Raw genomic sequence first — 15,013 nt, 5'->3', positions numbered from 1 at the left:
AAGAAAAAAATAGTAAACGCTTCCGACGTCTACTATTTCTTTTGTTCTTTTGTCTTTCTATCTCGCCTTATGGTTAGGATGATAACAACAAGGAGTAAAATAACGATAATCAGGAGAAGAAAGGCAAGGATATAAATCCAATGAGTTGGAATCCCTTGGTCAAAATAGCGTGCTCCTACTGCTTCCCCACTTTTATCCTGGGCTACTTTTACTGGTGCATCCGTTATTTTAGCTAAGAGGATATGTCTTCCGTTGGTAATATTAAGGAAACAGGTGCTTAACAAAACAATCTTGTCCGTTGAGGTCAAGGAGACATCTCGCTTGTACTTGGCTTTACTTAGCAGATATTGATAGTAAGCCTGGTGTTCCTCATCTTTGGAACTCAAAGTCCGGTAAATCTCTGTATCATAGGCATCCACTTCTAAAATCCCAAATATCTCAAGACCACGTTCACGACCATTGTAGTAGATAGAACCATAGCGATGCTTTTCAAAAAAATCTTGATCCGCAAATTTTTGAATCTCCCCAAACATAGCACCAGAAGCCATGGAGTGACCATAGATGATGGTGTTAAAGTCCGTAAAACTTGGGTTAAAACGATAGTCTAGGAATATAGAACCTGACACAGTATAGTCGCCAAAGGCATTGCGGTCAAGGTATTTGACATTGTCCTGACTCTGCAAGAGGGGATAGTCTACCTTGGTCCCATCAAGGCTAATCCAACCACAAACATCCTTGTTGAGGTGCTGCAGAGTTTCAAAGTCCGTACTGCTGGCATCCTTTTCAATGGGATTATAATGATCGTAGTCACTCGCAAGAACTCTATCAGCTGTAAAAAGACAGAAAAAAGCTAGAAAGAGGGATAGAATGACCTTTATGGTCTTGTGACTCGTACTTGTTTTCATATTTCCTTCTTTCTCCTTTCTAGCCTTGAAAATAAAAGAGCAAGAGAGGCTGTCCCTTTCTCTTCTATTGGTAGTTTAGTCAGTAATGGTATCTGCCCCTTCTTCCTTTGCTTCTCTTCTACGACGCAAGATCAAGTAGAGGATGACGAGCAAGAAGATCAATAGCAAGAGCAAGATAAATAAGATGATATACCATATCCACAAAGGAATCGATGAGAGAAATCGTCCAAGTGACGAATCATCAAAGACACTGTAAGGGAATGGTTTTGATTTTTTCGTATGGAAGGTGTTCTTTGGAACCGTATCCGTAATCTTGGCAACTACGATATGTCTCCCATTTGTTACATCTAGGAAACAGGTACTGAGAAGGATGATATGGTCATTTGGCCCTAGTGTAATGTCTCGTTTGTGGATGGCAACCGAGAGTAAGTGATCGATATATTCTTGGCGCCGATCATCCCCATTAATACCTGGATCGTAGATGTTAAAGTCATAGGCGTCTACCTCGAGCATCTCAAATATCTCAAGACCTTTTTCAACACCATTATAGTAAATACTACCGTAATGATGCTGGTCAAAAAATTCCTTATCAGAAAACTTTGCTACATCTCCAAACATAACCCCATTTTCTACATGGTGTCCGTAGATGATGGTATTAAAGTCTTCGAACTTGGATTCATTTCGAGCCTCAAGGAAAATAGCCCCTGTAGCTGCAAATTCTCCCTTGGAATCTTTGTTCAGGTACTTTTCATTGTCTTTGGCTTGGACTAAGGGGTAGTCGATATTGGTGCCATAGACATTGATCCAGCCGAGAACCTCTGGATTGACTTGCTGTAGCTTATGAAAGCCAGAAAAACTAGCAAGCTCATCTTTCTCACTGGTACTAACAGGTCTATAAGCCTCATACTCACTTGATGAAGCCTGAGAATAGACCTGATTGGCATCCCAAAGGGCGTAGAAACCAAAGAGAAAGACTAAGGCTGCCAATAGGAGCAAGATATGATTCATCAATGCATCTACAGCAAGTACCAGACGCCTAGACAAACTCCTTTTTGGTTTCTCACGCTTGATTTTCATTGGTCAAACCACTTGCTTAAGCTTGTCTGCGTTTTTTAGACAAAACAACAAATCCAGCCAAACCAAGACCAATCATCAAGATGAAAGGAAGGTTGTCAATCAAGAGACCAGTAGGGGTAACGTCTGGTAAACTATTTGTGATAGTGTTATCGTTTGGTTTTTCACCAATAAGGATACTATCTTGAGTGAAATTTGTAGAAACTGTACCAGCTTGATTTTTTGATGCTCCGTTCTCTTTATATGCAGCTGAAGCTGTGTAACCTTGAGATCCAGTTTCAACCAATTTATAACGAGTACCAGCAGGAATTGTGTCAAACACCAAAGATTGATCGTGACGTAGTGTTATAGTCGTTTCTTGACCATAGACAAATGTTTTTGAGGTTTCACCGATTTTACCAGTGATTGATTGTGAAGTTTCTGTAGATGCTTTTGTGAAAGTAAGCTTGAAAGTGAAATCTTTTGATTTATCTGCAGTAGCACCTGATACAACTTTTTTAATTACTAAAGATTTAGCATTTGGGTCAACTTTTGAAACATTTGGTTTATTAGGGTTTGGTTCATTTGGATCTGTAATTTTACCAGCATTTTTACGATAAATGTTAGTGAAAAGATCATATTTGTAAGTAGTTCCACTTTCAGATGGTTTTACTTTACCATTCACACTTGGGGATACTTGTTTAAAATACACAGAAGAAATATATGTTCCTCCTGTAGTTTTGTTCTTAACAATAACGTGCATTTCATAGTTGCGATTATCATATGTCATAAAATCAATAGGTGAACCATTTTTTTGAATAACTTTCCAACCAACATTTTGTTTTTCAGCAACAGTATAGACATATTCACCAGCATGTGTATAGTTCACTTCTCTAAAAATATCGCCGGTTTCTTTCTTAATGTTAGTTTGGCCAGTTGCTAAAACGTCTGTTCCAGAATAAGATACATTTTTATCTGTAATTTGACCATTAGAAGAATCAATTGTTTCATAAGGTGCACCATTTGATGATGTACCAGTTTTAGGGGTGAAAGTAAAAGTAAAGGTTGCTTCAGGTGTTGTAATTCCTTCCGCAATATTCAACACCTTATTAATAGAAACTTTTGCACTTGTTTCACCATTTGCTTTGGCAGTTGCCACATCATTATCATCCGCAAATGTTGGCACTCCTCTAAAGACCGACAAGGCGGTTACAGCTGCAATGCTTGCAGTAACTAATTTTTTCAAAAATGTTTTTTTCATGATTATTCCTTTTATTTTTAAATTTCTCTTTTCATAAATTGTCATCAAAAGCCCCGTCGCCTTAGGACTGTTACCACCTTGCCATGGGTATCCTGTATAGGAATGGTTCCAAAAGCACGACTATCTACAGCCGTTGTTCGATTGTCCCCGAGGACAAAGAGTTGTCCTGCCGGGACTTTCATTGGGAAGGTAGCCCCTTCCTTATAGAGCAACGTTTCTTTGTAGATATCCTGCTCTTGTTGAGGAGAACCGTTGATGATGAGACCATTTTCGTTTATATCGATCGTACTTCCTTCGGTTGCAATGACACGCGCCACTCTTTCCTTACCCTTATAACTATAGACGAGCAGATCACCAATCGAATAACGTTTATCCAACCTATAGTAGACAACCAAGTCGCCATCTTTTAGGGCTGGCTTCATGCCATCGTCATTGTATCTCAATAGTCCAAAGACAAAAAAGTAAAGGGTGGCCAGTACAAACCCAACCATCAGAAGCTTACTGACTAAGTAGAGGATATCTCCCCATACACTCGGCGGAGACTTATCCCGATTGACTTGTGTTACTGTTTCCTTGTGTTTCTTTTTAAGTAGCATTATTTTCTCCTATGTACCACTAGATATCCGAGTAGGATTGTAAAGAAGATTCCCCCTAGAGGAAGGATTATTCCTAACACGAGTGTACTGCTGAGGAAGTCAACTCCGGTTTCAGGTACACTATTCTTATTATTTGTGACTGTCGCGGACTTGTCCCCATCTAGTTTGCCTTCTTGATTTTCATAAGATACCTGATATCCACGAGAAGAGTTTGATTCCTCTTCTACGATATAGTGACTATCAAGTGGAAGTCCATCAATTTTTATGGTTTGGTCTTTGTTGAGATCAATAGATGCTCGACCATTCGTAAATTGCAGAGGGGTTCTTTTGTCATTCACCAAAACATTATAGGAACCATTCAATGCTCTATCCTGAGCATCCTTTATGTTAATGGTAATCTTAAAAGATTTTAATAGATTGGCAAATACACCTGTTACTTTTTTTGTAACGGATAAACTTGGAAGCTTGTGATTCGTGACAATACTGGTTTCGTCTTTATTCAGATCGCCCTCTTGATTCTCATATGTAACGTGGTAGCCGTTCGTTGATGCCGCTTCTTCTTCAACCTTGTAGTGGGTTCCTCGAGGAAGATAGCTTAGAATACCTTTCCAACGTTTTCGTTTTTCGACACGGATCTCCGCTTCTCCATTCACAACGGTTATCTCTCCAAAAGTTCCATTCAATGGCGTAGAATCAGGAGAAGTTAGTTTTACCTTAATCCTAAACTCCTTGTTCAAGTTATTTTCAGCTTCCAACACTTTCTTAATCGTCAGACTTGGCAATTGTTTATAGATTACCTTGAAGGATGGTTTAGTTTCTGTACCAACATTTTTTATTTCTTTAGTAAAGGCTGGGACGTCCGGTGCAATTAAATCGTATTGATATCCTTTGGCAACTTTTTCAAAGTTCCTCGTTTCATTAGATACGTTTTTTCTAACATTCACATTGGTCTTTCGATATTCTTGATTGTCAGAACCTCCGTTCTTGTTCTTTTGAACCAGTTTCAGTTCAACATTACTCGGTTGATCAGCTGTAATAACAGTTCTCGCACCCGTCACACCTTGCCATTCAACTTCCACTGGTACCGTTAATGGATCTGAAGGCTTAAAGGTTGGGTTGTCAGAGTATTCTTTGGTCTTGGTTTGAGAGGTGCCTATTCCATAGGAATAGGTGACACTGGCACCTTTATTGGAGTATAGTTTATTGACATCAGAACTTTCAGCATCACCAGCCTCTAGTTTTTTATCACCAGCAATGGCATCTAAGGCATCTTGACTTGATGTAACAGTAAATTTGAGGACATATCTAGCTCCATCTTCTAAGGAATAATTCGGAGAAAAGTTAGCCGTAACTTCCACTAATCCTTCTGACGTTGTCTTGGTATCAAAAGTTACCTGCTCTTCGGTTAATGTTTCACTGCTACCAGCCTTTTCTTTCACTACACGAAACTCTGACGATCCGTTCGGTAATAGCTGGACATACTTAGAAAGAACATCTTTTATGGTCACGTGGTGGATTCCCAGTGGCAGAATCTTATCAGTGATATATTTGAAACTGTCCCGTAACTGGTCTTCATCATTTGCAGAGAATATTTCATTTGGAATGGAGGCATTATGTTGTCTCATATAATATTGCAGACTGGTAATACTGTCGACATTGTTTGAATAACGAAATTTAATCGAATAGAAACCATCAAGTGTTGGAGCCAAGCTATATGATAGACTATTTAAATTATTATTTAATCTATCCCAAAACCACTGGGGAGCTGTTTCGATAGTAGGATCCTCGTTATTGTAGTTATATATAGTGTAACCATTAGCATCGTAGACCATATTCGCAAAGCCATCTGAAAGCAAAATAACGACTTTCTTAGCATTAGATCTTGCACTTCCCATTAACTGGTTGGCCAAGGTTAATCCAGCCCCAATATTGGTCCCAGTACCAATCCCTGACTCAGTACCAATGGAATTACCTCCTGCAATACTCATGTTGTATACCGCTGTTTTAGCAGCACGAGCATTGTTACTCCATCCTAAAATCGTGTTAGCATCATCCCATGGTGAAACACCATCATAGTATTTTGTCATCCGTTCATAGGGCCAGTATGGTCTAAAAAGTCTCCATTTATTTCCATCCCAATACTGATCATCCTTTTTATTGTCAATTTTCCCACCAAATCCTACCATAGATAAACGGTTATTAGAATTGGATAGAATGGTATCAATTAATCCCTTACGACCATTTGTTCCTCTTAGAGTATTTTTCAATGCGTCAATCCGACTGATCGTCCGTCCATCAAAAGATTGGATATCCTGATTCTGCATACTTCCTGAGAGGTCTGCTACTAAAACAACATCCAAGGGATCCGTTTGAGTTTCTGTTCCCAGTTTGGACGTGATATCCAATGACAACTCATACTTGTCATCCTGTCCTGATATCGGAGTAATCGTTTTATGAAGGGTTGTCTGAGGTTCTGTAGTAGAATCTGCATTTAACAGACTTATCGGAGCACACAAAAAGAGAATAGCTAACAGTGTAACTAAACGGCGCGCAATAATTTGAACTTTCTTAAAATCGAAGCGAATGTTCATTTTATTCTCCTTAACTAGAATATACTAATATCGTTACTATATCAATCTAGGTCATTTACATGATAATTGTACAATAAAGTTCACGCAGTGTCAATTAATATGATTGATTTTATATTATGTTAATTAATAAAAGAGTATGATTCTTCTTTGTCTTTCAAACTATTCTATGGTAAAATGAAAAAAAATAAAAAATCTCATAAAATATCAATGCATATATTTTATTCTAAAATGCCCAAGATTTCATTTGAAAGTCTATTGAATTTGAATTATTATATTTTTTCAAAATTCATGAAATTTTCAGAATAAGGTTTTTTCCGAAGTTTGCATTCTATTTTATGATTGTTAAAGGAGTTTTTATGACTTATCCGAACCTTTTAGATCGTTTTTTGACCTACGTTAAGGTCAACACGCGTTCTGATAAACACTCTACTACTACTCCAAGTACGCAAAGCCAGGTAGATTTTGCGACCAATGTTCTTATTCCCGAAATGAAACGTGTCGGTCTGCAAAATGTTTACTACCTTCCAAATGGTTTTGCTATTGGTACCTTACCAGCTAATGATCCTAGCTTGACACGCAAGATTGGCTTCATCTCCCACATGGATACTGCTGGCTTTAATGCTGAGGGAGTTAATCCGCAAGTCATCGAAAATTACGATGGTGGAGCTATCAACTTAGGCGATTCTGGCTTTAAACTCGATCCTGCTGATTTCAAGAGCCTTGAGAAATATCCAGGCCAAACGCTTATCACAACTGATGGCACGACCTTGCTGGGTGCTGATGACAAATCTGGGATTGCTGAGATTATGACAGCTATTGAATATCTGACTGCTCACCCTGAAATCAAACACTGTGAAATCCGTGTTGGTTTTGGTCCAGATGAAGAAATCGGTGTTGGAGCTAACAATTTTGATGCTGAAGACTTTGACGTTGACTTTGCCTATACTGTTGATGGTGGCCCACTAGGGGAGCTTCAGTACGAGACTTTCTCAGCAGCTGCTGCTGACCTTCATTTCCAAGGGCGCAATGTTCACCCTGGTACTGCTAAAGGACAGATGGTCAATGCCCTTCAGCTAGCGATTGATTTTCATAATCAACTTCCAGAGAATGACCGACCTGAATTGACAGACGGTTATCAAGGTTTCTATCATCTTATGGATGTGTCAGGTAGTGTCGAGGAGGCGCGTGCAAGCTACATCATCCGTGACTTTGAAAAGGATGCCTTTGAAGCACGTAAAGAAGCTATGCAGTCTATTGCAGACAAGATGAATCAAGAACTTGGGAATGATCGCGTGACCTTAACTCTGACAGACCAGTACTACAATATGAAAGAAGTCATCGAGAAAGACATGACGCCTGTTACCATTGCTAAGGCTGTTATGGAAGATTTAGGTATCACGCCAATTATCGAACCAATCCGTGGTGGAACAGATGGGTCTAAGATTTCCTTTATGGGTATCCCAACTCCAAATATCTTTGCTGGTGGTGAAAACATGCATGGACGTTTTGAATACGTCAGCCTTCAGACTATGGAGCGTGCGGTGGATACCATCGTTGGCATTGTATCTTATAAAGACTAAAAAAGACGAGGTAGCTCAGCTACTTCGCCTTTCTTTTTATTCATTTGGTTGAGCACTTGTCTCAGACTCACTTTGTGCTTGCTTTTCTGTTGGTTTAGAAGTAGCTGTTTCACTGTCTTTCTCGGACTTAGATTGGCTATCAGTTTCACTTGCTTTTGAACGGAGTTCCTGGTTCAAGCTAATGATCTCTTTAGCTAGAGTGAGGAGAGCTTCTTTATCACTGCTTTTGGCCGCAAGTTGATCAAAAAGGGCATCGACACGTTAAAAGTCAGCATCAGATCCTTTGTTATCCTCTAAGTACTTGTGAAGAGAGAGCAAGACATTATAGAGTTTTTGGTAGATGATCACAGTTTGCGGATCTTGTTCTGTTTCTTTTTTCTAAAGATCCTCAAGTTGTGTTTTAGCTTCGTCAAGGTCTGCATTTTCCTTTTCAGTAGCCGCTTTGATATTAGCTGCTTCTTCAGCTAGGGATTGTTTGACACCATCTTCTTTGACACGCGCTAGGAGTTGAGCAGCTTTTGTTAGAAGAGCATCCACTTCTTCCTTCTTAACATGGCTAACCCGCTCTTCTGGCATAAAATCACCGTAGAGTTCTTTTAGGAATTCATAGATGGCTGTCTTAGCAGTTTGACTATCTACTTTTTCCGTATCTAGAATAGTCTTACCAGCTTTTGTAGAAACGGGTTCTTCTTTGAGAGCTTCTTCTACTTCTAGCTTAGTTTGGTAAATAGTTGGGAATAGCTTGTTCAAATCGGTTGCTTTGAGGAAAGATTGTGACTGGTAAAGTTCCCATGTCAACTGAGCAACACGGTTCCGAAGTTCTTCTCTCAAACGACCATCAGACACATGTTCGTAGAAGTACTTGATGTACTCTACTGTTGTGACTCCTGTCCGATCTCGGAAATCTTGCAAGGCCTGAAGTTTCGCTTCAATGGCAGCCAACTCTGTCTCATCCTGTGCTAGTTTTGCTTCCTGCAAATGTACCAAAAGATCTTTCTTAGGCAAGCCATAAGTGTCCGTATCCAGTGTATTGATCTTATCTACAAGGGCTTGGTACTTCTTATCTAAAGGTGAAGTTTCAACCGGTGCCACACTTTGATCCACATGGATATACTGTTTATCAAAGAGATCCAAGGCTGCTAGATATCCAGCAGTTGAGTTTGTTGCCAATTTTTTCATATTTTCGGTGAACTGCCCCAAAGCAAGTTCAACACGTCTCTGCATGATTGGCTGGTCTTTGTAGAGACTTCTGCTATCTGCTAAAAGTTGATCCACCTTAGATAGAACTGTTTGTTCATCAAATGCTCCAGGTTGATAGGTCGATTGTAGGGCCGGAATCTTATTTTTCAAAGCTACTTCATAGCCCTTAGTTTGAACCTTAATGTAGTGATTGTGGTCTCCGTGAGGAATCACAAAACTACCACTTTCTACCTGTAAACTATAAGGAGATACCCCATCACGTAGGGCAGTTGTATACAGTTCATTTAGGAAATCCAGTTCTGGATTCCCAGTTTGGAGAGGAATACGAACATGTTCTTTTCGAACGGCATAAGGATGGATATTGGTTGGATCATAAACTTGATTCGGATTTCCAAAGACAAAGAATCCATTTGAAATGCGAATCGCTTCGAGGGGAACCCCGTAGGTCTGTGAGATATACTTGATTTTTTCTTCATCGCTCGCATCTCTTGAGAAACTTTCCACAGTCTTTGCAAGTAGTTGAACGTGCTGAGACTGATGATTTTCTTTCAAGTGATCTTGGGCAGCTTTGATTTGGGCTGCAGTCAAGTCCTTCTTAAAGAAATAATGAGCGTGATCTCCATGAGAAACTACAAAACCTTACTCATCTTCACTAATAACACGGTCAGCTGCAAAACCATGATCATGTTCTTCGCCATGATGGTGTCATGCTCCTCTCCATCATGGTCATGTTCTTCATGGTTGGTACCCTGACTTCCATGGTCACCGTCTTGGTCATGATGATCTTGTTGAGCCGGATGCTCTGCTGGTTTGCTTGGATTTTCTAAAGGTGTTGGCTTCCCACTGTCGCTAGATAAAGGAATCATACGCGCAATCTTTTCTTCCAAGGCAGAAAGCTTTGTATATGGGATGAAATGATAGTGATTTCCGTGAGGAATCGCCACGCCACTCGGCGTTCTACTTGAAATCTTAGCAGGATCAAAAATCAAGCCATCTGATTCAGCATAACGTTGACTACTTGGAAGAGCATAGAGTTGCTGCAATAGAGTCTGTAAGCTCTCTTCTGGATTGCTTGATGTTTCATCTTCTTGACTCAGATTAGTCGTTTGACTAGTTGTGTTTGGACTCGGACGATAGTCAGTCACACTTGCTTGTTTTCTAGTTCCAGAGAGGTAGGCTTGGGCAGCAGCCAATTCACTAGCAGACAAGGAGTTCTTTGGAATATAGTGGTAATGTCCACCATGAGGGACAATATAAGCATCTCCAGTATCCTCGATAATATCAGACGGATTAAAGATGTAGGCATCGTCGGTAGTATAACGGCCTTGTGATTGCGCAAGTGTCACTGCACTGTTAGAAGTTGGTGCATCGTGAGTATGACCTTGTTTTTGGCGTTCAATTTCGTCCTTCGTACGAACTTTATCAGCACGTGCCGCATCCTTAAGGTAAACATAATACTTACCATCCACCTTGATAATGTAACCACCTTTGATTTCATTAACAATATCAGCGTCTTTCAGTTGATAATTGGCATCTTTCATCAAAAGCTCCTCGCTGAAAATCGCGTCAAAAGGAACTTTACCATTGTAATAATGGAAATGATCACCATGTGAAGTCACATAACCTTGATCGGTAATTTTCACAACAATTTATTCAGCCTGAATGTCTTCTTTTTTGCTAACTTGATCTGGTGTCTGATTCTCTGCTTTTTTAGTGTCTTGCTTCCCATCAACGTAAGACACACGGTTATTATCTTTGTTTCCTTCTACCTGGTGTTGGTTCAATGCATAGATGCAAAGGTTTAGAGAAAGGACAAGAGCCGATCCTGTTGCAAGGTATTTCTTCTTCATTTTCATCATCTCCTCATTTTAATTCTTCTGCAAGAACATTCATGTTTTCTTCTAGATTTTCTAAGTAAGTTTTGTCATTTTCAGGATCTGCTTCTAAAGGATTGAGTGTCTTTAGGCTAACTCCTGTTGATTTGACCAAAGTCTCAGCGACTTTAGAAGAAGCATTGCTCTCAGTAAAGATGGTTTTAACCTTATAGGTCTTAACGAATTCTTGAATTTCTGTTAGTTGTCTCGGACTTGGCTCTTGTTCAGGGGAAATCCCTGCTATACCAAGTTGTTTCAAACCAAAGCGTTTAGCGAGATAAGAAAAGGCTGTGTGTTGTGTAACAAAGGTCTTTTGACTCGCTTTTTCAAAAATAGGCTGGTACTTCTTAGTCAATTCTTGGGCTTTAGCGATAAAGTTTTTAGCATTCTTTTGATACGTTTCCTTATTAGCACTATCAATCTCCGAAAGTTTGTCAGCGATAATCTGAGCTTCTTCACCTGCTTTTTCTGGATCTAACCAAGTGTGAGGGTCGTAGAGTGTTTTTTCATCGATGCCGTCACCAGCTTCAACATCTTCCAAACCTGGTACACGCTCCAACGTCATTCCTTCAGAAGCTTCTAAAACCTTAACTTTTGAGTTTTTCAAGTTAGGATCTAGACTTCCAGCCCAAGATTCGAGCGTATGAGAATGGTAGACAAAGACATCCGCGTCATAAATAGCAGCAATGTCATTTGCTGACGGTTCAAAGGAGTGAATCCCACTACTTGACTGAATCATCCGTACATCATTCAAGTCCCCTGATACCTCTTTTACCATGGCATAGATTGGGTAAAAACTTGTTACAATCTTCATCCCTTTTGCTTCTTGTTTTTCTTTTTGACTACATGCTCCTAAGACAAGAACCAGCAAACTTGCCATTAATAATAGAAATGTTCTTTTTTTCATCGTTACTCCTTAACTAGTATTTAACCATTTAATTAACTAGTAAATAGTTTATCTTTTTTTATTTAATAAGTCAAGATTTTAATCGCCAAAAATAAAATTACTGTTTTAGGACTCTTTGATTCATTTTTTTAAGACAGTAACCCCCAGCTTTTTTAACAAAGAAAAGGACATTATCCTATCAAAAATAGAACAATATCCTTTCGAATAGATTATAACTAATAAAAATCTTTTAAGGTTTTATTTGTTTAAGAGTCTTAATATCATACATTACTAATTCTCCATTTTTATTGTAAAACTGAACCCCATCTGGTTGAAAGATTAGAAACTTAGGATTGATTTGTGCTATTTTTGCTAACTTTTCTATATGTTCATTTAAAGTTACTTTATCTAACCCATAGTCTGGTAAATCATCGTCATTTTCTTCTTTGGAGTTTTCTTTATTTTCTAAAGGAATTTCGTTGGTTGTACCATTCTCATTTTCCCCTATATTTTTCTTCAGTTGCTCTTCAGTTTTATCTATAGCATTCTTGTTTTCATCACTATTTTCAGTAATATTTGAACCAGATTTTAATTCTTCATTACTATGAATAGGTGGTTCATTTTTGGATTCTTCTTCAAGTCTTTCTGCTATTAAATCTTGCGCTTGTTTCCATTCTTCTTCTGATAAGTCGGATTGATTGAGGGTTCTCAATGAACGACCATTTGCTCTTGGAATACTAAATGTTCTGTCTCTCCATATGAAAGTTCCTTTCGCTAATACATCCTTCGGATCAAAAATATAACCATCTGGGCTTGCAAAGCGACCTTCCGAGAGAGCTGCCTGAACTTCTTCAGCAGAGTGGATAATTTGCCAATTCTGCATTCCAACGCGTTTTTCAAGAGGAGTTACATTAGCAATAACTGATCCTGAGCCCTCATGACCTGGCTTATACCAAACCTCGGGACGGACCTCAGGGTGTTGCATTACATATTTAACAGTCGCAATTTGATCAGGCTCTAACCACGAGTAAGGAACAACATGAATATGATCAATGTGTGGGATAATGAATGAAGTGCCAGTATCATAGGTGGTATTCGCTGCATGCATCGGCAAACTTGAGACATCTACGGCCAATCTTGGTTTGATCCCTGTGTCTACTATATCATAACGATAATGAGCTCTATCCTTAAGCATGAGTTCTTGTTCAGAAAAAGCAATTTGAGTAAGATCAAGTTTATCTCGAGAATAGAAGTATTCTTTTCCATCTTCTTTAAGAACATAACCAACTTTACCATCTTTGGTCACTTTACCAGTCACTTTTTTTGAATCAAATTTTGGTTTTTCTTTGTTATCCATATTCTCTGAAGGAATAACGCTCTCATTAGGTCGGCCTTTTTCCTTCATCCATTTACTAACTTCATCTAATTCAGATTGCTCTAACTCTCCAAATCCCACATAATGGAAATGATTTCCATGTTTTGCTATAATACCTGATTTATCAACTGAATAGATAGAATCTTTACTGAATACATATCCATCACTAGTATCGTACGGTTTGCCATCCAGACCTTTACCATAAGCCTTAATTAAATTTCCTAAAAATTTATGCTCAACTGTACTATTTGCTTGCTTTTGAGTATTTACTGGCCTGTTGTTTCCATTATTTTGTCCTTTTACAGAAATCATTCTCGCAATCTTCTGCTCTAAGTCAGACATCTGTGAATAGGGGATAAAATGATAATGGTCTCCATGAGGTACTGCAACGCCATTCGCAGTTTTTCTTGTGATTTGTGCCGGATCAAAGATAAGCCCATCTGATTCGACGTGTCGTTGACTGAGTGGCAAGGCGTAAAGTTGTTTCAGAAGACTATCAATATCCTCATCACCTTGACTTGTTTGGCTATCGTCGCTAATGTTGTTAGCCATGTTCGTATAGCTGTTGCTTTGACTGTTATGACTGTTTCCTTGGTTATTATAGGATGAGATCCATCCATCTGCATCACTACTAGCACTGTCGTCATTGGTGCGGCGGTAAGTAGGCGTATTTGATTGGCCACTTCTACCAGATAGGAAGGCTTCTGCTGCAGCCAATTCGCTGGTTGATAACTCACTCTTAGGAATGTAATGGTAATGATCGCCATGAGGAACGATATAAGCATCACCAGTATCTTCAATGATATCAAAGGCATTAAAGATGTAGCCATCGTCTGTGGTGTAGCGTCCTTGTGAACGTGCCAAGGCCACCGCACCATCGTTTGCTGAAGTCCCTCCTTCACGATGCTGACTATGTTCTTGTTTTTGCCTATTGATTTCTTCTTTTGTACGGACATTATCCGCATGGGATGCATCCTTAAGGTAAACATAGTATTTCCCATCTACCTTGATGACATAACCACCCTTGATTTCACTGACAATATCTTCATCTTTTAGCGTATAGTTTGGATCTTTCATGAGCAACTCTTCACTGATGATAGCGTCATAAGGGACTTTGCCATTATAGTAATGATAGTGGTCGCCATGCGAAGTGACATAGCCCTGGTCTGTTATCTTGATGACGATTTGCTCCGCATTGATGCCTTCTTTCTTGCTGACTTCATCAGGAGTCATATTCTCCGTTTTTTGTGCTGCTTGTTGTTTACCATCTATATAGGAAACACGATTATTTTCTTTTACTGTTCTAGCTTGATACAGTCCCAACTCATAAGAACAAACACTTAAAATCAAAGCTGCCGCAGAACCAGCAAGGTATTTTTTATTAATTTTCATTGAAACTCACTTTCTTTTTGATATTTCTAGTTGCAATTCATTTCTAAATTGTAGAAACTCCTTTCTATTACTTAATTGGTTAATAGTTTACTCCTAAATTTGCAACTTGTCAAGGATTTTATGAACCAGTTAAGTATTTTTTTTTATTCTCCACAACTACTTTTTCAAGATTGGACTTTCTATAAGAAAGATTTGCTTGAAAATTCTGGCTCTATAATATCTGTAGTGGGTAAAAACCACTATGGAAATTTGAACTGCACCCCAAAAGTTAGACAGAAAAAATCTAACTTTTGGGGTGTT

At 38.9% G+C, this 15,013-nt stretch carries 9 protein-coding genes and 1 pseudogene; 2 read left to right on the top strand and 8 right to left on the bottom strand.

What is annotated here, in order from left to right; genetic code table 11:
• Positions 1-32: 32 nt before the first annotated feature.
• The 5 genes from srtB (Q4A91_RS06250) to pitA all read right to left on the bottom strand — a co-directional run bounded on the left by srtB (Q4A91_RS06250) (position 33) and on the right by pitA (position 6,406).
• Positions 33-905, bottom strand: coding sequence for a class B sortase (srtB, locus tag Q4A91_RS06250; RefSeq protein ID WP_303210783.1), 873 nt, complete (start codon positions 903-905; stop codon positions 33-35).
• Positions 906-980: 75 nt separating this feature from the next.
• Positions 981-1,982 (bottom strand): class B sortase, encoded by a 1,002-nt coding sequence (srtB, locus tag Q4A91_RS06245; RefSeq protein ID WP_303210781.1) that lies wholly within the window; start codon positions 1,980-1,982, stop codon positions 981-983.
• A gap of 16 nt (positions 1,983-1,998) precedes the next feature.
• Positions 1,999-3,264: an FctA domain-containing protein gene (locus Q4A91_RS06240; protein WP_303210779.1), complete on the bottom strand. Its 1,266-nt coding sequence runs from the start codon at positions 3,262-3,264 to the stop codon at positions 1,999-2,001.
• Positions 3,264-3,815, bottom strand: coding sequence for a PI-2 pilus system signal peptidase SipA (gene sipA / locus Q4A91_RS06235; protein ID WP_303210777.1), 552 nt, complete (start codon positions 3,813-3,815; stop codon positions 3,264-3,266). The genes Q4A91_RS06240 and sipA overlap by 1 nt, the downstream gene beginning before the upstream one ends.
• Positions 3,815-6,406: a PI-2 pilus tip adhesin PitA gene (gene pitA, locus Q4A91_RS06230; RefSeq protein WP_303210775.1), complete on the bottom strand. Its 2,592-nt coding sequence runs from the start codon at positions 6,404-6,406 to the stop codon at positions 3,815-3,817. Before pitA ends, sipA begins: the two co-directional genes overlap by 1 nt.
• Before the next feature lie 356 nt (positions 6,407-6,762).
• On the opposite strand from pitA, the gene pepT reads away from it, so the two are divergent.
• Entirely contained in the window at positions 6,763-7,986 is a 1,224-nt protein-coding gene (gene pepT / locus Q4A91_RS06225; RefSeq protein WP_303210773.1) for a peptidase T, read from the top strand.
• A gap of 36 nt (positions 7,987-8,022) precedes the next feature.
• Here the strand turns inward: pepT and Q4A91_RS06220 are convergent.
• The 3 genes and pseudogenes from Q4A91_RS06220 to Q4A91_RS06210 form a co-directional block, all read right to left on the bottom strand.
• Positions 8,023-11,036: pseudogene (locus tag Q4A91_RS06220) on the bottom strand (pneumococcal-type histidine triad protein).
• A gap of 13 nt (positions 11,037-11,049) precedes the next feature.
• A complete protein-coding gene (locus Q4A91_RS06215; RefSeq protein ID WP_084880670.1) occupies positions 11,050-11,967 on the bottom strand; it encodes a metal ABC transporter substrate-binding protein in 918 nt (305 codons plus the stop codon).
• Between the two features lie 229 nt (positions 11,968-12,196).
• The gene (locus Q4A91_RS06210) at positions 12,197-14,713 is read right to left on the bottom strand and encodes a pneumococcal-type histidine triad protein (protein ID WP_303210770.1); all 2,517 of its coding nucleotides are present in this window, start codon (positions 14,711-14,713) and stop codon (positions 12,197-12,199) included.
• A 120-nt stretch (positions 14,714-14,833) separates the two neighbouring features.
• On the opposite strand from Q4A91_RS06210, the gene Q4A91_RS06205 reads away from it, so the two are divergent.
• On the top strand, positions 14,834-15,013 hold a 180-nt coding region (locus Q4A91_RS06205; RefSeq protein ID WP_303210767.1), incomplete at its 3' end, for a hypothetical protein.

Source organism: Streptococcus sp. (genome assembly GCF_030528045.1).
GTDB lineage: Bacteria > Bacillota > Bacilli > Lactobacillales > Streptococcaceae > Streptococcus.
Note: the sequence above shows the minus strand (reverse complement) of the source record. Positions and strands in the feature narration are given on the sequence as shown.